The organism is Pseudomonas sp. MF6747, from assembly GCF_963890955.1.
Taxonomy (GTDB): Bacteria; Pseudomonadota; Gammaproteobacteria; order Pseudomonadales; family Pseudomonadaceae; genus Aquipseudomonas.
In genome coordinates this window covers 1-23,385 of the sequence record NZ_CAWPSZ010000052.1, presented here as the reverse complement: position 1 = coordinate 23,385, position 23,385 = coordinate 1, and the positions used below count along the sequence as shown (strand labels likewise).

Annotated in this window: 24 protein-coding genes; 19 read left to right on the top strand and 5 right to left on the bottom strand. The window is 61.0% G+C overall.

The genetic code is table 11. From position 1 onward, the window contains the following. Positions 1 to 115 precede the first annotated feature (115 nt). Positions 116 to 1,384 (bottom strand): malic enzyme-like NAD(P)-binding protein, encoded by a 1,269-nt coding sequence (locus tag AACW30_RS28800; protein WP_071497103.1) that lies wholly within the window; start codon positions 1,382 to 1,384, stop codon positions 116 to 118. A gap of 288 nt (positions 1,385 to 1,672) precedes the next feature. Then, positions 1,673 to 1,903, bottom strand: coding sequence for a 50S ribosomal protein L31 (rpmE, locus tag AACW30_RS28795; RefSeq protein WP_049710411.1), 231 nt, complete (start codon positions 1,901 to 1,903; stop codon positions 1,673 to 1,675). A gap of 438 nt (positions 1,904 to 2,341) precedes the next feature. On the opposite strand from rpmE, the gene AACW30_RS28790 reads away from it, so the two are divergent. The 10 genes from AACW30_RS28790 to AACW30_RS28745 all read left to right on the top strand — a co-directional run bounded on the left by AACW30_RS28790 (position 2,342) and on the right by AACW30_RS28745 (position 15,241). Continuing rightward, positions 2,342 to 4,561 (top strand): primosomal protein N', encoded by a 2,220-nt coding sequence (locus tag AACW30_RS28790; protein ID WP_169368035.1) that lies wholly within the window; start codon positions 2,342 to 2,344, stop codon positions 4,559 to 4,561. A 204-nt stretch (positions 4,562 to 4,765) separates the two neighbouring features. Next, positions 4,766 to 6,502 carry an arginine--tRNA ligase gene (gene argS / locus AACW30_RS28785; protein WP_200623981.1) on the top strand — a complete coding sequence of 579 codons (1,737 nt, stop codon included), beginning with the start codon at positions 4,766 to 4,768 and terminating at the stop codon, positions 6,500 to 6,502. 1 nt (position 6,503) lies between these two features. Further along, on the top strand, positions 6,504 to 7,205 hold the full coding sequence (locus AACW30_RS28780) for an SPOR domain-containing protein (RefSeq protein WP_053253947.1): 702 nt from the start codon (positions 6,504 to 6,506) through the stop codon (positions 7,203 to 7,205). 259 nt (positions 7,206 to 7,464) lie between these two features. Next, positions 7,465 to 7,995, top strand: coding sequence for an ATP-dependent protease subunit HslV (gene hslV, locus AACW30_RS28775; RefSeq protein ID WP_010563201.1), 531 nt, complete (start codon positions 7,465 to 7,467; stop codon positions 7,993 to 7,995). 37 nt (positions 7,996 to 8,032) lie between these two features. Then, positions 8,033 to 9,370 carry an ATP-dependent protease ATPase subunit HslU gene (gene hslU, locus AACW30_RS28770; protein ID WP_076018085.1) on the top strand — a complete coding sequence of 446 codons (1,338 nt, stop codon included), beginning with the start codon at positions 8,033 to 8,035 and terminating at the stop codon, positions 9,368 to 9,370. Between the two features lie 147 nt (positions 9,371 to 9,517). After that, positions 9,518 to 9,895, top strand: coding sequence for a gamma-butyrobetaine hydroxylase-like domain-containing protein (locus tag AACW30_RS28765; protein WP_169368033.1), 378 nt, complete (start codon positions 9,518 to 9,520; stop codon positions 9,893 to 9,895). Positions 9,896 to 10,144: 249 nt separating this feature from the next. Further along, a complete protein-coding gene (gene phaC, locus AACW30_RS28760; protein ID WP_200623980.1) occupies positions 10,145 to 11,824 on the top strand; it encodes a class II poly(R)-hydroxyalkanoic acid synthase in 1,680 nt (559 codons plus the stop codon). Positions 11,825 to 11,976: 152 nt separating this feature from the next. Then, positions 11,977 to 12,822: a poly(3-hydroxyalkanoate) depolymerase gene (gene phaZ / locus AACW30_RS28755; protein ID WP_106577519.1), complete on the top strand. Its 846-nt coding sequence runs from the start codon at positions 11,977 to 11,979 to the stop codon at positions 12,820 to 12,822. A gap of 88 nt (positions 12,823 to 12,910) precedes the next feature. Next, positions 12,911 to 14,593 (top strand): class II poly(R)-hydroxyalkanoic acid synthase, encoded by a 1,683-nt coding sequence (phaC, locus tag AACW30_RS28750; protein ID WP_200623979.1) that lies wholly within the window; start codon positions 12,911 to 12,913, stop codon positions 14,591 to 14,593. 27 nt (positions 14,594 to 14,620) lie between these two features. Continuing rightward, positions 14,621 to 15,241: a TetR/AcrR family transcriptional regulator gene (locus AACW30_RS28745; protein WP_169368031.1), complete on the top strand. Its 621-nt coding sequence runs from the start codon at positions 14,621 to 14,623 to the stop codon at positions 15,239 to 15,241. Positions 15,242 to 15,416: 175 nt separating this feature from the next. Here the strand turns inward: AACW30_RS28745 and AACW30_RS28740 are convergent, their stop codons facing one another. The 3 genes from AACW30_RS28740 to AACW30_RS28730 form a co-directional block, all read right to left on the bottom strand. After that, the gene (locus tag AACW30_RS28740) at positions 15,417 to 16,400 is read right to left on the bottom strand and encodes a phasin family protein (RefSeq protein ID WP_200623978.1); all 984 of its coding nucleotides are present in this window, start codon (positions 16,398 to 16,400) and stop codon (positions 15,417 to 15,419) included. Positions 16,401 to 16,412: 12 nt separating this feature from the next. Continuing rightward, positions 16,413 to 16,835: a phasin family protein gene (locus AACW30_RS28735; RefSeq protein WP_106577515.1), complete on the bottom strand. Its 423-nt coding sequence runs from the start codon at positions 16,833 to 16,835 to the stop codon at positions 16,413 to 16,415. Positions 16,836 to 16,940: 105 nt separating this feature from the next. Continuing rightward, the gene (locus tag AACW30_RS28730) at positions 16,941 to 17,216 is read right to left on the bottom strand and encodes a polyhydroxyalkanoic acid system family protein (RefSeq protein WP_106577514.1); all 276 of its coding nucleotides are present in this window, start codon (positions 17,214 to 17,216) and stop codon (positions 16,941 to 16,943) included. Between the two features lie 145 nt (positions 17,217 to 17,361). Here AACW30_RS28730 and ubiE point away from each other — a divergent pair, with 145 nt between their 5' ends. The 9 genes from ubiE to AACW30_RS28685 are packed head-to-tail and all read left to right on the top strand — an operon-like array spanning position 17,362 to position 23,375. Further along, positions 17,362 to 18,132 carry a bifunctional demethylmenaquinone methyltransferase/2-methoxy-6-polyprenyl-1,4-benzoquinol methylase UbiE gene (gene ubiE / locus AACW30_RS28725; RefSeq protein ID WP_106577513.1) on the top strand — a complete coding sequence of 257 codons (771 nt, stop codon included), beginning with the start codon at positions 17,362 to 17,364 and terminating at the stop codon, positions 18,130 to 18,132. After that, the gene (locus tag AACW30_RS28720) at positions 18,132 to 18,755 is read left to right on the top strand and encodes a ubiquinone biosynthesis accessory factor UbiJ (protein ID WP_106577512.1); all 624 of its coding nucleotides are present in this window, start codon (positions 18,132 to 18,134) and stop codon (positions 18,753 to 18,755) included. The genes ubiE and AACW30_RS28720 overlap by 1 nt, the downstream gene beginning before the upstream one ends. Further along, a complete protein-coding gene (gene ubiB / locus AACW30_RS28715) occupies positions 18,752 to 20,356 on the top strand; it encodes a ubiquinone biosynthesis regulatory protein kinase UbiB (RefSeq protein WP_200623977.1) in 1,605 nt (534 codons plus the stop codon). The genes AACW30_RS28720 and ubiB overlap by 4 nt, the downstream gene beginning before the upstream one ends. A 41-nt stretch (positions 20,357 to 20,397) precedes the next feature. Next, positions 20,398 to 20,790 (top strand): phosphoribosyl-AMP cyclohydrolase, encoded by a 393-nt coding sequence (hisI, locus tag AACW30_RS28710; protein WP_012721796.1) that lies wholly within the window; start codon positions 20,398 to 20,400, stop codon positions 20,788 to 20,790. A 2-nt stretch (positions 20,791 to 20,792) separates the two neighbouring features. Beyond that, entirely contained in the window at positions 20,793 to 21,125 is a 333-nt protein-coding gene (locus AACW30_RS28705) for a phosphoribosyl-ATP diphosphatase (RefSeq protein ID WP_003209299.1), read from the top strand. Between the two features lie 25 nt (positions 21,126 to 21,150). After that, entirely contained in the window at positions 21,151 to 21,441 is a 291-nt protein-coding gene (locus AACW30_RS28700; RefSeq protein ID WP_106577509.1) for a twin-arginine translocase TatA/TatE family subunit, read from the top strand. Between the two features lie 10 nt (positions 21,442 to 21,451). Next, on the top strand, positions 21,452 to 21,883 hold the full coding sequence (gene tatB, locus AACW30_RS28695) for a Sec-independent protein translocase protein TatB (RefSeq protein ID WP_200623976.1): 432 nt from the start codon (positions 21,452 to 21,454) through the stop codon (positions 21,881 to 21,883). After that, the gene (tatC, locus tag AACW30_RS28690) at positions 21,880 to 22,671 is read left to right on the top strand and encodes a twin-arginine translocase subunit TatC (protein WP_106577507.1); all 792 of its coding nucleotides are present in this window, start codon (positions 21,880 to 21,882) and stop codon (positions 22,669 to 22,671) included. Before tatB ends, tatC begins: the two co-directional genes overlap by 4 nt. Further along, positions 22,668 to 23,375: a 16S rRNA (uracil(1498)-N(3))-methyltransferase gene (locus tag AACW30_RS28685; RefSeq protein WP_119738074.1), complete on the top strand. Its 708-nt coding sequence runs from the start codon at positions 22,668 to 22,670 to the stop codon at positions 23,373 to 23,375. The genes tatC and AACW30_RS28685 overlap by 4 nt, the downstream gene beginning before the upstream one ends. The last annotated feature ends 10 nt before the right edge of the window (positions 23,376 to 23,385 follow it).

The window sequence follows — 23,385 nt, the reverse complement described above, 5'->3', positions numbered from 1 at the left end:
TCGGGGGCAAACCCCCTCCCACATCTGGATTCCTACACAGCTCCAGTTAATCGCAGGCAATAAAAAAGCCCCGACTCGCAAGAGCCGGGGCTTTTTGTTGGTGCGCTACAACGGCTTAGCCGTTGAACACATCATCCACGCTTTGCAGCGGGTAGTGCTTCGGATACGGCAGGGTCGCCACACCGGTCTCGATAGCGGCTTTGGCCACGGCATCGGATATCAGGGTGATCAGGCGCTTATCCATTGGTTTCGGAATGATGTACTCACGGCCGAATTCCAGCTTGATGCCACCGTAGGCGTCGCACACTTCCTGAGGCACCGGCAGCTTGGCCAGTTCACGCAGGGCGTTGGCGGCAGCGACTTTCATCTCTTCGTTGATGCGCTTGGCGCGAACGTCCAGGGCACCGCGGAAGATGAATGGGAAGCCCAGTACGTTGTTGACCTGGTTCGGGTAGTCCGAACGGCCGGTGGCCATGATCACGTCGTTACGGGTGGCGTGTGCCAGTTCCGGGGAGATCTCCGGATCAGGGTTGGAGCAGGCGAACACGATCGGGTTGGCCGCCATGGACTTGAGGCCTTCGGCGCTCAGCAGGTTCGGGCCAGACAGGCCGACGAACACGTCTGCACCGTCAAGGGCGTCAGCCAGGGTGCGCTTGTCGGTCGCGTGGGCAAACATCGCCTTGTACTGGTTCAGGTCGGTACGCTCGGACTGAACAACGCCCTTGCTGTCGACCATGAAGATGTTTTCCAGCTTGGCGCCCATGCTCACCAGCAATTTCATGCAGGAGATGGCTGCAGCGCCGGCACCCAGGCAGACGATCTGCGCGTCAGCCAGGGTTTTGCCGGCGATTTCCAGGGCGTTGATCATGCCGGCCGCGGTAACGATCGCGGTGCCGTGCTGGTCATCGTGGAATACCGGAATGTCGCACTGCTCGATCAGGGCCTTTTCGATCTCGAAGCACTCAGGTGCCTTGATGTCTTCCAGGTTGATGCCACCGAACGTGATGGAAATGCGCTTTACGGTGTCGATGAAAGCCTGCGGGCTTTCGGAGTCGACTTCGATGTCGAAAACGTCGATGCCGGCAAAGCGCTTGAACAGCACGCCCTTACCTTCCATGACTGGCTTGGAAGCCAATGGGCCGAGGTTGCCCAGGCCGAGAATCGCGGTGCCATCGGAAATCACTGCAACCAGGTTGCCTTTGCCGGTGTACTTGTACGCCAGTTCAGGGTCGCGGGCGATTTCACGTACGGGCTCGGCAACGCCAGGGCTGTAGGCCAGCGACAGGTCGCGGGCGGTGGCAGTGGCTTTGGTGAGCTCTACACTCAGCTTTCCTGGACGAGGATGGGCATGATATTCGAGAGCGGCAGTTTTCAAATCAGACATATCGGCATTCCGCTTTTACTGTTGGTCGACGGACCGCCGAGGATACGCGTGTCGCAAAGTCCCTACAAGACTGGGCAGTCACAGGTGTCAAGGGCCCTGCGCTACGACTTTTGGCCAAGAGCCACGGGATACAAGGGCTCAACTGTTCACAATCGCATTAAAAAATGTCTACAATTCTTTTTATTAAAATCGATTTGAATCACGCGCAGCCAAATTGCAGGCACAAAAAAGGCGTCCCAAAGGACGCCTTCTTCAACAGCTGACAAAAACCCGGAGGGCTTTTGAGCCTTACTCTGCTGGAGTAGCAGGCTTCTTGCCGAAAGCACCAAAGCGATCTGCGAAGCGCTGTACACGGCCGCCGGTGTCCAGAGTTTTCTGCTTACCGGTGTAGAACGGGTGGCACTCGTTGCATACGTCAGTACCCAGTGGCTTGCACAGGTTCGAACGTGTTTCGAACTTGTTGCCGCAGCTGCAGGTTACTTCGATGGTTTCGTACGCTGGATGGATATCGGCTTTCATGGTGACTTCCTCGGGCTAGCGTGCCGCCACTCGACACTATTGTCGAATACCGCACGTAATTAGGCCGCGGATTCTACCAGACCTTTTTAAACGCGCAAGCTGCGCTTCCGGCCGATTTCCCACATATGAGCCCCTTTCATCAGAAAAACTGCCGGTTCACCACGATCAATGTGGGAGCCGGGCGTGTTGTGGCGAGCAGGCTTGCCCTGCGCTGGGCTGCAAAGCAGCCTCAATAGGCCAATGGTGTTTTTGCAGTCAAAACTCGCTGTAGGCATCGGGGCCGCTGCGCGCCCCAACGCAGGGCAAGCCTGCTCGCCACGATAGGCCCGGTTCCCACAGAAGTGCTGGCTGCTGCAGCAGAGACGGGACACCTCTACCGCAGGTCTGCTAGGCTCCCGCCCCTGCGCCACCGCCTGCCTTTATATGAGACTCCCCCGCGTGCCCGACGCCATTTTGCGCCTAGCCCTGCCCTCGCCTCTGCGCCGTCTGTTCGACTACCGAGCCCCCGCCGGCGTGCTGCGGGCGCAGTTGCAGCCAGGCATGCGCGTGCGCGTGCCGTTCGGGCGCCGAGAAATGATCGGCATTCTGGTCGAAGTCGCCGACCACAGCGAAGTACCCGCAGAAAAGCTCAAGCCCGCCATAGCCATCCTCGACACCACTGCGCCGCTGCCACCGGCCCTGTTCAAGCTGTGCCTGTGGACCGCTCAGTATTATCAGCACAGCCTGGGCGATACGTTGAGCTGGGCGCTGCCGGTGCTGCTGCGTCAGGGCGAGCTGGCCGAAGCACGCCAGGAGCGCTTCTGGTCGATGGTGCCCGGCGCGCGCCTCGATGACCCGCGCATCGCCCGCGCGCCGCGCCAGCGTGAAGCCCTGGCCACGCTGGCGCAGCATCCCCACGGCGTAGCGCATCAGCTATTGAGCAAGCTGATGCTGAGCAAGGACAGCCTCGACCTGCTGCTGGCCAAGGGCTTGGTGCAGGTGGAAATCCGCAAGCACGCTCCCGACCCACGCCACGAACACTGGCTGGCCCAGCCCGAACTGCCGCTGAACACCGAGCAACGTGCTGCTTATGAAGCGATCCGCGCAGGCTTCGACAGTTTCCACGCGTTCCTGCTGGCGGGCGTGACGGGCAGCGGCAAGACCGAAGTCTATCTGCAGCTCATCCGCGAAACCCTGCAGGCCGGCAAGCAGGCGCTGGTGCTGATCCCCGAGATCAACCTGGGCCCGCAAACCCTGGCGCGTTTCGAGCAGCGCTTCAACGCGCGCATCGCCCTGGTGCACTCGGCGGTCAACGACCGCGAACGCCTGGAGTCCTGGTTGGCCGCGCGGGACGGCGAAGCCGACATTATTATCGGCACCCGCTCGGCGCTGTTCACGCCGATGAAAAACCCCGGGCTGATCATCATCGACGAGGAGCACGACGGCTCCTATAAACAGCAGGAAGGCCTGCGCTACCACGCCCGCGATCTGGCGCTGGTGCGCGCACGCCAGGAAGACATCCCGATTGTGCTGGGCTCGGCCACGCCGTCCCTGGAAAGCCTGCACAACGCCTACACCGGCCGGTACGGACTCCTTCGTTTGAATGAGCGTGCAGGCGGCGCCAAGCAACCGCGCTTCCTACGCCTGGATGTAAAAAGCCGTCCACTGGACAGCGGCATTTCCGGACCGATGCAGCAAGCCATCGGCCAGACCCTCGCCGCTGGCCAGCAAGTGCTGGTGTTTCTCAACCGCCGAGGGTTTGCGCCGACGTTGCTGTGCCATGATTGCGGCTGGATGTCCGAGTGCGAGCGCTGCGATGCGCGCATGACCGTGCACCAGCGCCACGGCGAGCTGCGCTGCCATCACTGCGGCCATGTGGAGCGGGTGCCGCGCCACTGCCCGCAGTGCGGCAAAGTGGATTTGCGCCCAGTGGGTGCGGGCACCGAGCGCGCCGAAGAGCGCCTGGGCATTCTGTTCCCGGACTACCCGGTGCTGCGGGTCGACCGCGACAGCACTTCGCGCAAAGACGCGATGAACCAGCTGTTCGCGACCATCCAGAAAGGCCAGCCGTGCATCCTGATCGGCACGCAGATGCTTGCCAAAGGGCACCATTTTCCGCGGGTGACGCTGGTGTCGATCCTGGATGCCGACGGCGGCCTGTTCTCCGGTGATTTTCGCGCCAGCGAGCGCATGGCGCAGCTGATCGTGCAGGTCGCAGGCCGCGCCGGGCGCGCTGAAGAGCCGGGCAAAGTGATTATCCAGACCCACCTGGCCGACCATCCGCTGCTGATCCAGCTAACAGAACAAGGCTATTTCGCCTTCGCCGAGCAGGCGCTGAGTGAACGCCGCTCTGCCGGCTTGCCGCCCTTCTCTCACCTTGCCCTGCTGCGGGCCGAGGCCCATAAACCGGGGCAGGCGGAAGGTTTTCTGGATGAGGCATGCAGCGCCGCCGAACGTTTGCTCGGCGAACTGAGTCTGACCGGCATCGAATTGCTCGGCCCGGTGCCTGCACCTATGGAACGCCGCGCCGGGCGTTATCGCGCTCAGCTACTCTTGCAGGCAACCTCCCGCGCGCCCCTGCATCGGCTATTAAGTAGCTGGTTGCTTGCTCTGGAGCAAATGCCCAGTGGCCGCCAGGTGCGATGGTCGTTGGATGTGGACCCGGTAGATTTGTATTGATAGCAAAACCGCTATCGCAGGCAAGCCAGCGCCCACATTTTGAAATGTGAATACCCTTAAATGTGGGAGCGGGCTTGCCCGCGACGAGGCCCGCAGGTCTACCAACCCGTCTGAACGGTTGGCAAGCCTGCCCTCGCCACGGATAATGCCCAGTTTTTCCACCTGCGCATCGCGCGCCGCCGCTTGCGGTCGAAAGAGAACACCATGAAAGACACCATTCGCCAGCTGATCCAACAAGCCCTCACCCAACTCGTCAACGAAGGTGTGTTGCCTGAAGGCCTGACGCCGGCGATCCAGGTGGAAAACACCCGCGACAAGACCCACGGTGACTTCGCCAGCAATATTGCGATGATGCTGTCCAAGCCTGCGGGCATGAAACCGCGCGACCTGGCGGAAAAAATCATTGCCGCGCTGCCGGCTGACGACAGCGTCACCAAGGCCGAAATTGCCGGCCCTGGCTTCATCAACTTCTTCCAGAACACCCAGGCCCTGGCCTCGCGCCTGGACGCCGCCCTGGCCGACACCCGGATCGGCGTGCGCAAGGCCGGCCCGCTGCAGCGCGTGGCCATCGACCTGTCGGCACCCAACCTGGCCAAAGAGATGCACGTCGGCCACTTGCGTTCGACCATCATCGGCGACGGCGTGGCGCGGGTGCTGGAGTTCCTCGGCGACACCGTGATCCGTCAGAACCACGTGGGTGACTGGGGCACCCAGTTCGGCATGCTGATGGCCTACCTGCAGGAAAACCCGATCACCAGCAACGAGCTGGCCGATCTGGAAAACTTCTACCGCGCCGCCAAAAAGCGTTTTGACGAATCCGAAGAATTCGCCGACCGCGCCCGTGGCCTGGTGGTCAAGCTGCAAGCCGGTGACGAGGAATGCCTGGCGTTGTGGGGCCGCTTCCGCGAGATCTCGCTGTCGCACTGCCAGGAAATCTACGAGTTGCTCAACGTGAAGTTGACCATGGCCGACGTGATGGGCGAAAGCGCCTACAACGACGACCTGATCAACGTGGTCAACGACCTCAAGGCCAAAGGCCTGCTGGTCGAGAGCAACGGCGCGCAGTGCGTGTTCCTCGAAGAATTCAAGACCGCCGACGGCGAGCCGCTGCCGGTGATCATCGTCAAGGCCGATGGCGGCTACCTCTACGCCACCACCGACCTGGCGGCCGTGCGCTACCGCAGCGGTGTGCTCAAAGCCGACCGCGCGCTGTATTTCGTCGACCAACGCCAGGCCCTGCACTTCCAGCAAGTGTTTGAAGTGGCACGCCGCGCAGGTTTCGTCACGCACCCGATGCACATGGAACACATGGGCTTCGGCACCATGAACGGCGCCGATGGCCGCCCGTTCAAGACCCGCGACGGCGGCACCGTGAAGCTGATCGACCTGTTGAACGAAGCCCAGGAACGTGCCTACAACCTGGTGAAGGAAAAGAACCCGGAACTGGCCGAAGCCGAGCTGCGCAACATCGCCCGCGTGGTGGGCATTGGCGCGGTGAAATACGCCGACCTGTCCAAGCACCGCACCAGCGACTACAGCTTCAACTTCGAACTGATGCTCAACTTCGAAGGCAACACCGCGCCGTACCTGCTGTACGCCTACACTCGCGTCGCCGGTGTGTTCCGCAAACTGGGCAAGGACTTCAGCGAAGTTGAAGGCCGGATCGTGCTGGATGCCCCGCATGAACAGGAACTGGCGGCCAAACTGGCGCAATTCGGCGAAGTGCTGAACAGCGTCGGTGAGAAAGGCACGCCCCATATCCTGTGCACCTATTTGTACGAAGTCGCCGGCCTGTTCTCCAGCTTCTACGAGAACTGCCCGATCCTCACCGCCGACGACGAAGCCCAAAAGCAAAGTCGCCTGCGCCTCGCCGCACTGGCTGGACGGACCCTCAAGCAAGGCCTGGAACTGTTAGGCCTGGAAACCCTGGAGCGTATGTAAGTTGGCTGCCAAGAAAAAACCTGCACCCAAGCGCGGCGCCAGCCGCTATCAAGCCCCGGCAAAGAAGCCTATTCCGGGCTGGTTGTGGATGGCCATCGGCCTGGCGGTCGGTGCGTTCGTCGTGATCCTGATGAAGCTGGAGCCGGGCAAGGGCGATGACGTCAAGCGCGTCAAGCAAGAGCAGCAGAAGGCCACGAAAATGGCCGAAGCCAACAAGACGGCGCCAAGCCCGACTGCACCGGTGAAGCCGAAATACGACTTCTACACGCTGCTGCCGGAATCGGAAGTGATCGTGCCGCCCGACGCCGTGCCGGAGAAAACCCTGCCGACGCCGCAAGTGCCGACCACGCCGGTGACGCCAGCGGAAGCGGCGAAAATCGACACCGCGCGGGCGCAAGCTGCGCTGGCCGGGATCACCCCGCCGCCACCGCCGCCTGTGGCCACCACCAAGGCTGCGCCGGTGACCAAGTTCTTCCTGCAAGCGGGCTCGTTCCCGAAACAGGCGGACGCGGATCGCGTGCGTGCGCAGATCATCCTGCTGGGCCAGGCGGTGACGGTGGAGTCCGGCACGGTGAAGGATGCGACGTGGTATCGCGTGCTGGTGGGGCCATTCAGCAACCGTGAACAGCTGACCGTGGCGCAGAAGCAGCTGGCCGGCGCAGGGTTTAGCAACCTGTTGTTACAACAACGCCAGAGCCGCTGATTCTTTAGTCAACGCGGATCAAAATGTGGGAGGGGGCTTGCCCCCGATAGCGGTAGATCAGTCACTATTTTTGGCGACTGAAGCGCCGCCATCGGGGGCAAGCCCCCTCCCACATTCGGTTTTGAGGTGTGCTTGAGAAGGTGTAAGGCTTATAAACACCGCCCGTCCGCCATAACCCTCTACGGTTGAAATCCCTCCCGCCACCCCCATATGAGATTCCATCAGGGCATTTTCGCCCCGCTGCGTGGAGACTCTCCCCTTGACCACCATCGTTTCAGTACGTCGCCACGGCAAAGTCGTCATGGGCGGCGACGGCCAGGTTTCCCTTGGCAACACCGTGATGAAAGGCAACGCCAAAAAGGTGCGTCGTCTATACCACGGGCAGGTTCTCGCGGGCTTTGCCGGCGCTACCGCCGACGCCTTCACCCTCTTCGAGCGTTTCGAGGGCCAGCTGGAAAAACACCAGGGCCACCTCGTTCGCGCCGCGGTCGAACTCGCCAAAGAATGGCGTACCGATCGCTCCCTCAGCCGCCTGGAAGCCATGTTGGCCGTCGCCAACAAAGACGCGTCCTTGATCATCACCGGTAACGGCGATGTGGTTGAGCCGGAACATGGCCTGATCGCCATGGGTTCCGGCGGTGGTTATGCCCAAGCGGCGGCCAGCGCCTTGCTGAAGAAAACCGATCTGTCGGCCCGTGAAATCGTCGAGACTGCCTTGGGCATTGCCGGCGACATCTGCGTGTTCACCAACCACAACTTCACCATTGAGGAGCAGGACCTCGCCGAGTAAGCCGTAGGCTTATTCCCGCTTGAGGCCGCCAAACACTATGTCCATGACTCCCCGCGAAATCGTCCATGAACTTAATCGCCATATCATCGGCCAGGACGATGCCAAGCGCGCCGTTGCCATTGCGCTGCGTAACCGCTGGCGCCGGATGCAATTGCCGGAAGAATTGCGCGTTGAAGTAACGCCGAAAAACATCCTGATGATCGGCCCGACCGGCGTCGGTAAAACCGAGATCGCCCGGCGCCTGGCCAAATTGGCCAACGCCCCGTTCATCAAAGTCGAAGCCACCAAGTTCACCGAAGTGGGCTATGTGGGCCGCGACGTCGAGTCGATCATTCGTGACCTGGCCGACGCCGCACTGAAGTTGCTGCGCGAACAGGAAATGACCAAGGTCAGCCACCGCGCCGAAGACGCCGCCGAAGAACGCATCCTCGACGCCCTGCTGCCACCGGCGCGCATGGGCTTTAACGAAGATGCCGCGCCGTCGTCCGATTCCAATACCCGTCAGCTGTTCCGCAAGCGCCTGCGTGAAGGCCAGCTGGACGACAAGGAAATCGAGATCGAAGTCGCCGAAGTGTCTGGCGTGGATATTTCCGCACCGCCTGGCATGGAAGAAATGACCAGCCAGCTGCAGAACCTGTTCGCCAACATGGGCAAGGGCAAGAAGAAAAGCCGCAAGCTCAAGGTGAAAGAGGCGCTGAAACTGGTGCGCGACGAGGAAGCCGGGCGCCTGGTGAATGAGGAGGAACTCAAGGCCAAGGCGCTGGAAGCGGTCGAGCAGCACGGCATCGTGTTTATCGACGAGATCGACAAGGTGGCCAAGCGCGGTAACTCCGGTGGCGTCGACGTGTCCCGCGAGGGCGTACAGCGCGACCTGCTGCCGCTGATCGAAGGCTGCACCGTGAACACCAAGCTGGGCATGGTCAAGACCGACCACATCCTGTTTATCGCCTCCGGTGCGTTCCACCTGAGCAAGCCAAGCGATCTGGTGCCGGAGCTGCAAGGCCGTCTGCCGATTCGTGTGGAGCTCAAGGCGCTGACCCCAGGCGACTTCGAACGCATCCTCAGCGAGCCGCATGCGTCGCTTACCGAGCAGTACCGTGAGCTGCTGAAAACCGAAGGCTTGGCGATCGAGTTCCTGCCGGACGGTATCAAGCGCCTGGCGGAGATTGCCTGGCAGGTCAACGAGAAGACCGAAAACATCGGTGCGCGTCGCCTGCACACCTTGCTTGAGCGCCTGCTGGAGGAAGTGTCTTTCAGCGCCGGTGACATGGCCGGTGCGCAAAACGGCGAAGCGATCAAGATCGACGCCGACTACGTCAACAGCCACCTGGGCGAATTGGCGCAGAACGAAGACCTGTCTCGTTATATCCTGTAAGCCTCACTCAGGACCGCTTTGCTTTACTGTGGGAGCGGGCTTGCTCGCGAATGCGGTGTCTCAGTATCAGATCTGCTGACTGACACACCGCATTCGCGAGCAGGCCCGCTCCCACATTTTGAAGCCGGTTCCTTCAGGATGATCGCCATGACCAAATTCCCTACTGCTGTAAACCTGCACAAAACCTCCAACACCCTCGGCCTCACCTACGGGCCCGATGAGGCCTACCAGCTCAGCGCCGAGCTGCTGCGCACCCACTCGCCTTCCGCCGAGGTCCAGGGCCACGGCAAACCCATCCTGCAATTCGGCAAGATCAACGTCAGGCTGATCAAGATAGAACCGGCCGGTCAGTACGCACTGAAATTGACCTTCGACGACGGCCATGACAGCGGCCTGTTCACCTGGGATTACCTCTACCAGTTGGCCGTGCGCCAGGAAGCCCTGTGGGCCGACTATCTCGCTGAGCTCAAAGCAGCCGGTAAAACCCGCGACCCGAGCGAGTCGGTCGTGCGGCTGATGCTCTAACTCAGGCGTCTTGCTCTTTAGAGGGCATTTTCTAATTTCATCTGCTTGAATGCCCTGTCGCGTGGTCAACGATTGGCCCGCTTGCGAAAAAAATTAAACTCGGGTAACCAATGGAACTGGCAAGTTCCCTGCATTTGACGATGCGGTATCAACGGTCACCCGAGTCGCAGTACCAGGCTGGTGTCGTGTATCGAAATTGGGTGCGCAGCAATCGCCGGTACTCGTCTTTCGGACAATGGAGCGTCGTAGATGAGTAACAAGAATAACGATGACTTGAAACGCCAGGCCTCTGAAAACACCCTGGGGCTGAACCCGATCATCGCGTTACGAAAAAAGGACTTATTAGCTTCGGCGAAGATGGTGCTGACCCAAGCCATCAAGCAACCGTTACACAGCGTCAAACACGTCGCGCATTTTGGTGTCGAGTTGAAGAACGTGATGTTCGGCAAATCCGCGCTGCTGCCCGAAGGCGATGACCGTCGCTTCAACGACCCGGCGTGGAGCCAGAACCCGCTCTACAAACGTTACCTGCAAACCTACCTGGCGTGGCGCAAGGAACTGCACGACTGGATCGGCGACAGCAACCTGTCGGAACAAGACATCAGCCGCGGCCACTTCGTGATCAACCTGATGACCGAAGCCATGGCCCCCACCAACAGCGCGGCCAACCCGGCGGCGGTCAAACGCTTCTTTGAAACCGGCGGCAAAAGCCTGCTCGATGGCTTGTCCCATCTGGCCAAGGACATGGTGCACAACGGCGGCATGCCCAGCCAGGTCAACATGGGTGCCTTCGAAGTGGGCAAGACCCTGGGCACCACCGAAGGCGCCGTGGTCTTTCGCAACGACGTGCTGGAGCTGATCCAGTACAAGCCGATCACCGAACAGGTGCACGAGCGCCCACTGCTGGTGGTGCCGCCGCAGATCAACAAATTCTATGTATTCGACCTGAGCCCGGAAAAGAGCCTGGCGCGCTTCTGCCTGCGTAATGGCCAGCAGACGTTTATCGTCAGCTGGCGCAACCCGACCAAGGCCCAACGCGAGTGGGGCCTGTCGACCTATATCGAGGCGCTCAAGGAAGCGGTCGATGTGGTCACGGCGATTACCGGCAGCAAAGACATCAACATGCTCGGCGCCTGCTCCGGCGGTATCACCTGCACCGCGCTGCTGGGCCACTACGCGGCGCTGGGGGAGAAGAAGGTCAACGCCCTGACCTTGCTGGTGAGCGTGCTGGACACCACGCTGGACACCCAGGTAGCGCTGTTCGTCGACGAGCAGACCCTGGAGGCAGCCAAGCGCCACTCCTACCAGGCCGGTGTGCTGGAAGGCCGCGACATGGCCAAGGTGTTTGCCTGGATGCGCCCCAACGACCTGATCTGGAACTACTGGGTCAATAACTACCTGCTGGGCAACGAGCCGCCGGTGTTCGACATCCTCTTCTGGAACAACGACACCACGCGTTTACCGGCCGCCTTTCACGGTGACCTGATCGAGCTGTTCAAGAACAACCCGCTGGTGCGTGCCAACGCCCTGGAAGTGTGCGGCACGCCGATCGACCTCAAGCAGGTTACCGCCGACATCTACTCACTGGCCGGCACCAACGACCACATCACGCCGTGGCAGTCCTGCTACAAGTCGGCGCAGCTGTTTGGCGGCAAGGTCGAGTTTGTGTTGTCCAGCAGTGGGCATATCCAGAGCATCCTCAACCCGCCGGGCAACCCCAAGGCGCGCTACCAGACCAGCGATGGCCTGGCGGGCAAGGCGCTGGAATGGCAGGAAAATGCGACCAAGCACACTGACTCGTGGTGGCTGCATTGGCAGGTGTGGCAGGCAGAGCGGGCGGGTAAGTTGAAGAAAGCACCTACGATTCTGGGTAACAAAACCTATGCGGCCGCTGAGGCGGCGCCGGGCACATACGTTCACGAAAGGTAGGCTGGAATGGGATCAAATGTGGGAGCTGGCTTGCCTGCGATGGCATCCACTCGGTAGGCCTGATACACCGCAGCGCCTGCATCGCAGGCAAGCCAGCTCCCACATTGACCGTGTTCCCGCAGGGAAATAGCGCCATTTTGCAGGGTAAGCCCATGCCGCAACCGTTCATCTTCCGTACCATCGACCTGGATGGCCAGGCCATCCGCACGGCGGTACGCCCGGGCAAGCCTCACTTGACGCCGCTACTGATTTTCAACGGCATCGGCGCCAACCTTGAGCTGGTGTTTCCGTTCGTCCAGGCGCTGGACCCGGACCTGGAAGTAATCGCCTTCGATGTACCGGGCGTCGGTGGCTCCTCGACGCCGAGTCGGCCCTATCGCTTTCCTGGCCTGGCCAAACTCACCGCGCGCATGCTCGATTACCTCGACTATGGCCAAGTGAATGCCGTGGGCGTGTCATGGGGTGGCGCGCTCGCGCAGCAGTTCGCCTATGACTACCCGGAGCGCTGCAAAAAACTCATTCTCGCCGCCACCGCTGCCGGTGCGTTCATGGTGCCGGGCAAGCCCAAGGTGCTGTGGCTGATGGCAAGCCCACGGCGCTACATCCAACCGTCCCACGTGGTGCGCATTGCGCCGATGATTTATGGCGGCTCGTTCCGGCGCGACGCGAAACTGGCCGCCGAGCACGCGAGCAAAGTGCGCTCGGCCGGCAAGCTCGGCTATTACTGGCAGCTGTTCGCCGGGCTGGGTTGGACCAGCATTCACTGGCTGCACAAGATCCGCCAACCGACCCTGGTGCTGGCGGGTGACGACGATCCGCTGATTCCGCTGATCAATATGCGCATGCTCGCCTGGCGTATTCCCAACGCGCAGTTGCACATCATCGATGACGGTCACCTGTTCCTGATCACCCGGGCCGAAGCCGTGGCGCCGATCATCATGAAGTTTCTTGAAGAGGAGCGCCTGCGGGCCGTGATTCACCCGCGACCGGCCGTGTAAGGACCGCACTGCCGCGCAACTTGCCGAGAACCGACTATGGTTCTGAATTGGCGTGCCTGTTGTTGCCTTGACGAAGGAGTGTTGGCTCATGCGAGAAAGACCCGTGACGAACCCGGCGCCCACCCCTGCCGTGTTCATCAACGCGCAAAATGCAATCACCGGCCTGCGCGGTCGGGATTTGCTGGCGACCCTGCGCAGCGTCGCCGCCCACGGCTTGCGCAACCCGGTGCACACCGCGCGCCACGCCCTGGCGCTGGGTGGTCAGCTGGGCCGCGTGCTGTTGGGCGAAACCGTGCATGAGCCCAACCCCAACGACGCGCGCTTCATCGACCCGACCTGGAAGCTCAACCCGCTGTACCGCCGCAGCCTGCAAGCCTATTTGAGCTGGCAGAAACAGACCCGCCACTGGATCGACGACAGCAGTCTCAACACTGACGATCGCGCCCGCGTGCACTTTGCGTTCTCGCTGCTCAACGATGCGGTGTCGCCTTCCAACACCTTGCTCAACCCGCTGGCCGTCAAGGAACTGCTCAACTCCGGCGGCAACAGCGTGGTGCGTGGCGTGAGCAACCTGTTTGATGATCTGCTGCACAACAACGGCCTGCCCCGCCAGGTCAGCAAACACGCTTTCGAAGTCGGCAAGACAGTGGCGACCACCCCCGGCTCAGTGGTGTTTCGCAACGAACTGCTGGAGCTGATCCAGTACAAGCCCATGAGCGAAAAACAGTACGCCAAGCCGCTGCTGATCGTGCCGCCGCAAATCAACAAGTACTACATTTTTGACCTCAGCCCGGCCAACAGCTTTGTGCAGTACGCACTGAAAAACGGCCTGCAGACGTTTATGGTCAGCTGGCGCAACCCGGATGTGCGTCATCGTGAATGGGGCCTGTCCACCTACGTCGCCGCGCTGGAGGAAGCGCTGAACGTGTGCCGCGCGATCACCGGTGCCCGCGAAGTCAACTTGATGGGCGCCTGCGCGGGTGGCCTGACCATCGCCGCACTGCAAGGCCATCTGCAAGCCAAGCGCCAGTTGCGGCGCATCTCCAGCGCCAGCTACCTGGTGAGCCTGTTGGACAGCCAGATCGACAGCCCCGCCACCCTGTTTGCCGATGAGCAGACCCTGGAAGCCGCCAAGCGCCGTTCCTACCAGCAAGGCGTGCTCGACGGCCGGGACATGGCCAAGGTGTTTGCCTGGATGCGTCCCAACGACCTGATCTGGAACTACTGGATCAACAATTACCTGCTGGGCAAGGAACCGCCGGCGTTCGATATCCTTTACTGGAACAACGACAACACGCGCCTGCCTGCCGCGCTGCATGGCGACTTGCTGGACTTCTTCAAGCACAACCCGTTGAGCCATCCCGGTGGCCTGGAAGTGTGCGGCACGCCTATCGACTTGCAGAAGGTCACGGTGGACAGCTTCAGCGTGGCTGGCATCAACGACCACATCACGCCGTGGGATGCGGTGTATCGCTCCACGCAATTGCTGGGCGGTGAGCGGCGCTTCGTGCTGTCCAACAGCGGGCATGTGCAGAGCATCCTCAACCCGCCGGGGAACCCCAAGGCCAATTACGTCGAAAACCTCAAGCTGAGCAGTGACCCGCGTGCCTGGTACTACGACGCCCACCACGTCGAAGGCAGCTGGTGGCCGCAATGGCTGGAGTGGATTCAACAACGCTCCGGCGTGCAGCGCGAAACCCTGACCGCCCTGGGCAACCAGAATTACCCACCGATGGAAGCGGCGCCGGGCACTTACGTGCGTGTGCGCTGATCTCAACGATCACATTAAGAAGACTGGATGAAGACCCGCGACCGTATCCTTGAATGTGCCTTGCAGTTGTTCAACCACAAGGGCGAACCGAACGTGTCGACCATGGAGGTAGCCAATGAAATGGGGATCAGCCCCGGCAACCTCTACTACCACTTCCATGGCAAGGAGCCGTTGGTGCTTGGGCTGTTCGAGCGCTTTCAGAATGAACTGGCGCCGCTGCTTGACCCGCCGGCGGATGCGCAACTCAGCGCCGAGGATTACTGGCTGTTCCTGCACCTGATCGTCGAGCGCATGGCCCATTACCGGTTCCTGTTTCAGGACCTGTCAAACCTGGCGGGGCGCCTGCCAAAGCTGGCCAAGGGCATTCGCACCTTGCTCACGGCGCTCAAGCGCACGCTGGCGTCGCTGCTCGCGCGCTTGAAGGCGGCGGGGCAGCTGGTCAGTGATACCCAGGCACTGGGCCAATTGGTGGAGCAGATCACCCTGACGCTGCTGTTTTCGCTGGACTACCAGCGCATCCTCGACCGAGAGGGCGAAGTGCGCGTGGTGGTGTACCAGATCATGATGCTGGTGGCGCCGCATCTGTTGCTGCCGGCGCGACAGGCGACCGAAAAATTTGCCCTCAAGTACCTGGATGACACGGATTAAAACCTGTGGGAGCGGGCTTGCCCACGATAGCGCCAGATCAGTTGGCACCTATGTCATCGATACACCGCCATCGCGGGCAAGCCCGCTCCCACAGTGGACATGAGGGAGGTCATAAAATCGCCAATAAAAAACGCCCGACCTTCACAGGCCGGGCGTTTTTTGTGCCCTGAAAAAATCAGGACTGACTGGATGGCGTCGGGGTTGCCGGCGATGCAGTCGGGGCAGTAGCAGCGTGCGTCGGTGCGGACACCGAGTTGGCTGTCGAAGCGGTAGGCGCCGGCGTTGCAGGCTTGGCCGCAACCGCTGGTTTTGCCGCTGCGGGTTTTTTCGCTGCAGCAGGCTTCTTGGCGGCGGCTGGTTTTGCCGCTGGCTTGGCAGCCACAGCTTTGGCAGCCGGTTTTGCCGCGGCTGGCTTGGCCGCAGATTTCGCCGCAGGCTTGGCAGCCGGTTTTGCAGCAGCCGTTTTAGCCGCAGGTTTCGCGGCCGCCTTGGCAGCCGGTTTAGCCGCTGGCTTGGCAGCTGCTTTAGCGGCCACGGGTTTAGCAGCAGACTTGGCGGCAGGTTTGGCAGCGGCTGTTTTAGCGGCAGGCTTGGCAGCCGGTTTAGCCGCCGATTTGGCCGGAGCCTTCGCCGCAGGTTTGGCAGCGGTTTTTGCCGCCGCTTTAACCAGAGGCTTGGCTGCAGTTTTCGCAGCAGGTTTTGCCGCAGCCGTTTTAGCGGCAGGCTTGGCAGCTGGTTTGGCCGCTGCGGTTTTAGCCGGAGCCACTTTCGCACCCGTGAGTTTTTCGATTTGACGGGTTAGGGTATCGACCTTGCCGTGCAGCGTCTTCAGCTCAGCTTTGCTCGGCACGCCCAGTCGCGAAATGGCACTGTTAAGGCGCTTGTCGAAAGTTTCTTCCAACTTGCCCCACGTGTCAGAAATGCTCGACTTGGCAGAACCCGCACTCGCCTTTGCCGCTTCTACTTTCTTACCGACTGTAGTCTTGGTCAACTTCTCGGCCTTTTCGCCGTCCTTGACCAAAGTCTCGAAGTACTTACCGCCGTCACTGCTAACCTTCGAGTACACGCCTAAACCAGCAAGCCAGATCTTACGGGAATATTTTTCAACTTCCCCGATCCACGAGCTGCCTTCTTTCTGAGTAGTCTTTTTAACAGCCATCCCGATGTCTCCTTAGTGTTTACGCGCGACACGTTCTAGCAATGCCGTCAGCTCTTCGAGCTTAGCAGAGAGTGTCTCAACGTCATGTTTAGACGCAATGCCGATCCGATTCAAGGCACTGGCAACACGCGTGTCAAAAGCTTTTTCAACTTTATCCAGTTGAACTTCAACCACACCTTTGACGCTTGAGACATTACTCTTGACTTGATCAATCTGACTGTTGGCAGCATCAAGTTGTTCAACGACAACTTTTTTACCTTTACTTTCAACATGTTGACCAGTCTTAACCAGCTCTTTGAAGTACTCGCTGCCTTCACTGCCGACCTTGGCGTAGGCACCAAGACCTGCCAGCCAGATCTTGCGGGCGTAGCTTTTAACGTCACTCAGGGCGGTGGTCTGAATGTCGATTTTTTTCTTCAAAATAACTTTGGCCATGGTGCACCTCACGCAAATTAGGGTCGAGGAACGGCCCACAGGAGTTGAGGGCTTGGGCACAAAGTAGGGTGAAAAATTAGAATCGGCACCCTAAGCGCACTCGAATCAGGCCAACGCCTTATCCACGGCTTTCTCGATTTCGGATTTGATAGTGCCACTCATGGCCGACATCAACAGGCCCAGTTCCACATCAATGCGCAGCGAATCATCCGCAACAAGTACCGTGCCTTTAACCCCGGACCGTTTGAGCATCAGGGTGTCGCCGGACCACGTGGGCTCAAGGCCATATTGCTCTTTGAGTTTGTGCGCCAACTTCTCGGCCTTCGCCCGCGCGCCTTCTTTACCCAGGGAATGTGCACGCTCTACGGTAATACGGGCCATTGCAATGACTCCTCTTTATAACGACTCAGAACACCTGCCATGCGGCAAAAGGTCTCGGTGACCGTCTATCTTACCTTCAGCCTTGCCAAGACAAAGCAAGCCTTGGGGATTATCATGTCCCGCATTCTCTTTTGGTGACAGCGATATGACTGATCAGCGCAAAGGCAGCGATGCCGAACCCACCACTCACTTCGGCTTCAAGAACGTTCCGGAAAGCCAGAAAGCGGAAAAAGTCGCTGAGGTGTTCCACTCCGTAGCCGCCAAGTACGACCTGATGAACGACGTGCTGTCGGGCGGCATGCACCGCCTGTGGAAGCGCTTCACTATCGAGTTGTCGGGTGTACGCACCGGCAACCGCGTGCTGGACATCGCCGGCGGTACGGGCGACCTGGCGGCCAAGTTCTCCAAGCTGGTTGGCCCTACCGGCCAAGTAGTGCTGGCGGATATCAACGGTTCGATGCTCAAGGTTGGCCGTGATCGCCTGCTGGATAAAGGCGTGGCCGGCAACATCGAATTCGTCCAGGCCGACGCTGAAAAGCTGCCGTTCCCGGATAACCATTTCGACTGCGTGACCATCGCCTTCGGCCTGCGCAACGTAACGCACAAAGAAGACGCTATCCGCTCGATGCTGCGTGTGCTCAAGCCGGGTGGCCGCCTGCTGGTGCTGGAGTTCTCCAAGCCGACCAACGCGTTGATGTCCAAGGTCTACGACACCTACTCGTTCGCCTTCATGCCGTTGATGGGCAAGCTGATCACCAATGACGCCGAGAGCTACCGCTACCTGGCCGAATCGATCCGCATGCACCCCGACCAGGAGACCCTGAAGTCGATGATGGTAGACGCCGGCTTCGACCGCGTGACCTACCACAACATGACCTCGGGCATCGTCGCCCTGCACCGCGGCATCAAACCCTGATGCTGTTCGCAGGCCTTCTCGCCAGCGTTGAACACGGCCTCAATCGTGTTCTGCGCCTGGACAGCACCGCCCTGGCGCGGCTCGCGCACTTGAACGGCAAAGTCATTGCCGTCGACTGCACGAGCCCCGCCTTGCAGCTGTTTATCCTGCCCAGCGATGAAGGCGTGCTGCTCGCCAGCCAATGGGCCGCCGAAGCCGATTGCACCCTGCGCGCACCGGCGTCGAGCCTCTTGCACCTGGCACTGAGCCGCAACAAGACCGCCATCCTCCACGGCCCCGACGTGGAACTGGAGGGCGACAGCGCGGTGCTGATGGACCTGGCCGCCGTGCTGCAAGACCTGGAACTGGACTGGGAATACGAGCTGTCCCGCTGGATCGGCCCCGTCGCCACCCAGTTGATCAGCGGGCACCTGCGCAGCCGCTCGCGCTGGTACCAGCAAGGGTTCGCCGCCCTCAACCAGAACCTTGCCGAATACCTGAGCGAAGAATCGCGCACCCTGGTCGGGGAACGGGAAGCGCAAGCGCGCTTTCGCGAACTCGACAAGGCCAAAATCGACCTGGAACGCCTCGAGGCGCGCGTTGAGCGCCTGAGCCGTTCCCTTGATCCAAGCGATAACGCATGAAGCTGCTCGCCGTCCGCCGTCTGTTTCGTATCCAGCGCGTCGTAATCCGCTACCGCCTCGATGACCTGCTGTTCGCCCTGCCCTTGCCGTGGTTTCTGCTGGCGGTGCGCTATGCACTGCCGTGGCGCTGGTTCCCGCGCAAACCGCTGGACCTGAGCCGCGGCGCGCGCCTGCGCCTGGCGTTGCAGGATTTGGGGCCGATTTTTATCAAGTTCGGGCAGATCCTCTCCACCCGCCGCGACCTGTTGCCCGAAGACATCGCCGATGAGTTGATGCTGCTGCAGGACCGCGTGCCGCCGTTTGATTCCCAACAGTCGATGAGGCTGATCGAAGAGCAGTTGGGCAAGAAGATCAGCGACGTATTCAGCCGTTTCGACGTCGACCCGCTGGCCTCGGCCTCGGTCGCACAAGTGCACGCCGCGCAGCTCAAGACTGGCGAAGAGGTGGTGGTGAAGGTGATTCGCCCCGGCCTCAAGCCGATCATCGGCCAGGACCTGGCGTGGCTGTTCATTCTTGCGCGCGCCGCCGAGCGCTTCTCCGCCGACGCGCGCCTGCTGCACCCGGTGGACGTGGTCGCCGATTACGAAAAAACCATCTACGACGAACTCGACCTGCTGCGCGAGGCCGCCAACGCCAGCCAGCTCAAGCGCAACTTCGAAGGCTCGCAGCTGCTGTACGTACCGCAAGTGTATTGGGACTGGTGCCGCCCCAAAGTGCTGGTGATGGAGCGCATCTACGGCGTGCAGGTCACCGACCTCGCCACCCTGGCCGACCAGCGCACCGACATGAAAATGCTCGCCGAGCGCGGCGTGGAGATCTTCTTCACCCAGGTATTCCGCGACAGTTTCTTCCACGCCGACATGCACCCGGGCAACATCTTCGTCAGCACCGTCAACCCGTGGAGCCCGCAGTACATTGCGATCGACTGCGGCATCGTCGGCAGCCTGACCCCGGAAGACCAGGACTACCTGGCGCGCAACCTGTTCGCCTTCTTCAAGCGTGACTACCGCCGCGTGGCGCAACTGCACATCGATTCGGGCTGGGTGCCGGCAGAAACCAAGCTCAACGAATTCGAAGCGGCCATCCGCACCGTGTGCGAACCGATCTTTGAAAAACCGTTAAAAGATATTTCATTCGGCCAGGTACTGATGCGCCTGTTCCAGACCGCGCGGCGCTTCAATATGGAAGTGCAGCCGCAGCTTGTTCTTTTGCAGAAAACCCTGCTCAACATCGAAGGCCTGGGCCGTCAGCTGTACCCGGACCTCGACCTGTGGAACACCGCGCAGCCGTTCCTGGAGCGCTGGATGCGTGAGCGGGTCAGCCCAAAAACCTTGCTGGGCAACCTGCAAAGCCAGGTCGAGCAGCTGCCGCACCTGGCCAACATGACGCGCGACCTGCTGGAGCGCATGTCCCAGCCCCATGCCAAAGACCCCGCGCCGCCCTGGCAGAAGCGCAAGGACGATTGGTTCCTGCGCCTGCTGGGCGCCGCGCACCTGGTGGGCGGCGTGATGCTGGCCATCGGTGGGCCGTTGAACCAACTGGGCCACTGGCCGGCCGGCATCATGGTCGCCGTGGGTGTTTATCTGATCGTGCGCCGATAGCCGATCCGGTTATACACTGTCGCAAATTGCCGGAGCGGAACATGAAAGACTGGCTGGACGAGATCAAATGGGACAGTGACGGCCTGGTGCCGGCCATTGCCCAGGACTACAAGACCGGGCGCGTGCTGATGATGGCCTGGATGAACCGTGAGGCCCTGAGCCTGACTGCCACTGAGCAGCGCGCCATTTACTGGTCACGTTCGCGTGGCAAACTGTGGCGCAAGGGCGAAGAGTCCGGGCACGTGCAAACCCTGCACGAGATGCGCATCGATTGCGACGCCGACGTGGTGATCCTCAAAGTCGAGCAGATCGGCGACATCGCTTGCCACACCGGCCGTCACAGCTGCTTCTATCGCGTGTTCGAGAATGGCGAATGGAAGGTGGTCGAACCGGTGCTCAAAGACCCGCACGCCATTTACTCGGCAGGACACTAGACATGAGCGATACCCTCAACCGCGTGGCCCAGGTGCTGGAAGACCGCAAAGGCGCGGACGCCGACAGCTCCTATGTCGCCAGCCTGTACCACAAGGGTTTGAACAAGATTCTGGAAAAACTCGGCGAGGAATCCGTCGAAACCATCATTGCTGCCAAAGACGCACAGATCAGCGGCGACTGCAGCGATGTCATCTACGAAACCGCTGACCTATGGTTCCACAGCCTGGTCATGCTCGCCCAACTGGGGCAGCATCCACAGGCCGTGCTGGACGAACTGGACCGTCGCTTCGGCTTGTCCGGGCACGCCGAAAAGGCCTCGCGCCCGTCCGCCTGAATAACTTTTACAGAGGAATTGCAGCATGGGCATTTTTGACTGGAAACACTGGATCGTCATTCTGGTGGTGGTGGTACTGGTGTTCGGCACCAAGAAACTCAAAAACCTGGGCACCGACGTGGGCGAATCGATCAAGGGCTTTCGCAAAGCCATGAACGATGACGAAAAGCCAGCCGACCCCGTGGTCAACCCTGTCGTTAACCCAGCGCCGCCGGTCCAGCCTGTGCACCCGCAGGCCACCCAGCCCATCACCGAGCGTCGTACCTTCGACGTGCAGGCTGAAAAAGTCCAAGAGCCGACCCGCAAAGACTCGTGAGCACTGACTAATGTTTGGTATCAGCTTCTCTGAACTGCTCCTCGTCGGCCTCGTCGCCCTGCTGGTATTGGGGCCGGAACGCCTGCCCGGTGCCGCGCGCACGGCCGGCCTATGGATCGGGCGCCTGAAACGCAGTTTCAACGCCATCAAACAGGAAGTTGAACGGGAAATCGGCGCCGACGAGATTCGCCGCCAACTGCACAACGAACATATCCTTTCGCTGGAGCAGGAAGCGCGCAAGATTCTGTCGCCGGTCAATGAGCCGAGCAAACCGGCAGAGCCCGTGGCCGAGCACAGCATCGCGCCGCCGCCTGTGACCGAAGCTGCACCGGTGCTGGAACACACCCCGGCACCCACCGCACCTGCCCCGACAGCGCCAGCGCCGACGCCCGTTGCGTCGCCCGCTCCCCATGACCCTACATTGCCGCCGCGAGCCCCATGAGCGCTGATAAACCGGAAAACGACCAGCACATGCCGCTGGTCTCGCACCTCACCGAGCTGCGTACCCGCCTGCTGCGTTGCGTAGCGGCCATCTTCATCATCTTTGCCGGGCTGTTCGCCTTCACCCAGCAGATCTACACCTTCGTTTCGACACCGCTGCGCCAGTACCTGCCGGCCGGCGCAACGATGATCGCCACCGACGTGTCGTCACCGTTCCTGACGCCGTTGAAGCTGACCATGATGGTTTCGCTGTTCCTGGCGATTCCGGTGATCCTGCATCAGATCTGGGGCTTTATCGCGCCGGGCCTGTACAAGCATGAGAAGCGCATCGCGGTGCCATTGCTGGTGTCGAGCATCCTGCTGTTCTACACCGGCATGGCCTTCGCCTATTTCCTGGTGTTCCCGCTGATCTTCAAGTTCTTCGCCGCCGCCACCCCGGCCGGCGTGGAGATGATGACCGACATCACCAGTTACCTCGACTTCGTAATGACGCTGTTTTTCGCCTTTGGCGTCGCCTTCGAAATCCCGGTCGCCGTGGTGCTGCTGGTATGGATCGGCGTGGTTGACGTCAAGTACCTGAAGAAAGTGCGCCCGTACGTGATCATCGGTTGCTTTGTGGTGGGCATGATCCTGACGCCACCGGACATCTTCTCGCAGACCCTGTTGGCTGTGCCGATGTGGATGCTGTTCGAGATCGGCATCCTGTTTGGCAGTTTGATCAGCAAGCGTGGCGAGCACCCGGACGACCAACCCGCCGACGACGATCAGCCGCCAGCGACCCAGCCGTGAACCTGCTGCTGCTTGAGGAGGCCGACTTTATCGCGGCCGACCGGGTGATCCTGCGTGATCGCCGCCTGGTGCATATGCAGGACGTCCACCGCGCTGCGGTGGGCGACAACCTGCGTGTGGGGCGCATTGGCGGGCTGATGGGCAATGCCCAACTGCTGCGCCTGGAACCCGGCGAAGCCGAGTTGCAAGTCAGCTTCGACCTGCAGCCGCCGGCCAAACTGCCGTTGACCCTGCTGCTGGCCCTGCCGCGCCCGAAGATGCTGCGCCGGGTGTTGCAAACCGTTGCAGCCATGGGCGTGCCCAAAGTGGTGCTACTCAACAGCTACCGCGTGGAGAAGAGCTTCTGGCAAACCCCGTTCCTTGAGCCCGAGGCGATTCGCGAGCAGCTGGTTCTGGGTCTGGAGCAGGCGCGCGATACAGTGCTGCCCGAGATCGTTATCGAAAAGCGCTTCAAGCCGTTCGTCGAAGATCGCCTGCCGGCCATGACCGCAGGCACCCTCGGCCTGATCGGCCATCCCGGCGACTACCCGGCCTGCCCGCGGGCGCTGGATGAACCGGTAACGCTGGCCATCGGCCCGGAAGGTGGCTGGATACCCTACGAAGTGGACCTGCTGACCAAAGCCGGCCTGCAACCCGTGCAGCTTGGTGCGCGAATCCTGCGCGTAGAAACCGCCGTCACCGCCCTGCTCGCCCGCCTGTTCTAAACCTCACCGC

Bases quoted from the DNA above. Each gene is read 5' to 3' on its own strand.
- AACW30_RS28765 (WP_169368033.1), top strand. From the start codon at position 9,518: ATGACCAAATTCCCTACTGCTGTAAACCTGCACAAAACCTCCAACACC.
- AACW30_RS28745 (WP_169368031.1), top strand. From the start codon at position 14,621: ATGAAGACCCGCGACCGTATCCTTGAATGTGCCTTGCAGTTGTTCAAC.
- AACW30_RS28720 (WP_106577512.1), top strand. From the start codon at position 18,132: ATGCTGTTCGCAGGCCTTCTCGCCAGCGTTGAACACGGCCTCAATCGT.
- AACW30_RS28705 (WP_003209299.1), top strand. From the start codon at position 20,793: ATGAGCGATACCCTCAACCGCGTGGCCCAGGTGCTGGAAGACCGCAAA.
- tatB (WP_200623976.1), top strand. From the start codon at position 21,452: ATGTTTGGTATCAGCTTCTCTGAACTGCTCCTCGTCGGCCTCGTCGCC.
- rpmE (WP_049710411.1), bottom strand. From the start codon at position 1,903: ATGAAAGCCGATATCCATCCAGCGTACGAAACCATCGAAGTAACCTGC.
- AACW30_RS28740 (WP_200623978.1), bottom strand. From the start codon at position 16,400: ATGGCTGTTAAAAAGACTACTCAGAAAGAAGGCAGCTCGTGGATCGGG.
- ubiB (WP_200623977.1), top strand. From the start codon at position 18,752: ATGAAGCTGCTCGCCGTCCGCCGTCTGTTTCGTATCCAGCGCGTCGTA.
- AACW30_RS28800 (WP_071497103.1), bottom strand. From the start codon at position 1,384: ATGTCTGATTTGAAAACTGCCGCTCTCGAATATCATGCCCATCCTCGT.
- ubiE (WP_106577513.1), top strand. From the start codon at position 17,362: ATGACTGATCAGCGCAAAGGCAGCGATGCCGAACCCACCACTCACTTC.
- AACW30_RS28735 (WP_106577515.1), bottom strand. From the start codon at position 16,835: ATGGCCAAAGTTATTTTGAAGAAAAAAATCGACATTCAGACCACCGCC.
- hslU (WP_076018085.1), top strand. From the start codon at position 8,033: ATGTCCATGACTCCCCGCGAAATCGTCCATGAACTTAATCGCCATATC.
- AACW30_RS28700 (WP_106577509.1), top strand. From the start codon at position 21,151: ATGGGCATTTTTGACTGGAAACACTGGATCGTCATTCTGGTGGTGGTG.
- hisI (WP_012721796.1), top strand. From the start codon at position 20,398: ATGAAAGACTGGCTGGACGAGATCAAATGGGACAGTGACGGCCTGGTG.
- phaC (WP_200623980.1), top strand. From the start codon at position 10,145: ATGAGTAACAAGAATAACGATGACTTGAAACGCCAGGCCTCTGAAAAC.
- AACW30_RS28730 (WP_106577514.1), bottom strand. From the start codon at position 17,216: ATGGCCCGTATTACCGTAGAGCGTGCACATTCCCTGGGTAAAGAAGGC.
- tatC (WP_106577507.1), top strand. From the start codon at position 21,880: ATGAGCGCTGATAAACCGGAAAACGACCAGCACATGCCGCTGGTCTCG.
- phaZ (WP_106577519.1), top strand. From the start codon at position 11,977: ATGCCGCAACCGTTCATCTTCCGTACCATCGACCTGGATGGCCAGGCC.
- argS (WP_200623981.1), top strand. From the start codon at position 4,766: ATGAAAGACACCATTCGCCAGCTGATCCAACAAGCCCTCACCCAACTC.
- phaC (WP_200623979.1), top strand. From the start codon at position 12,911: ATGCGAGAAAGACCCGTGACGAACCCGGCGCCCACCCCTGCCGTGTTC.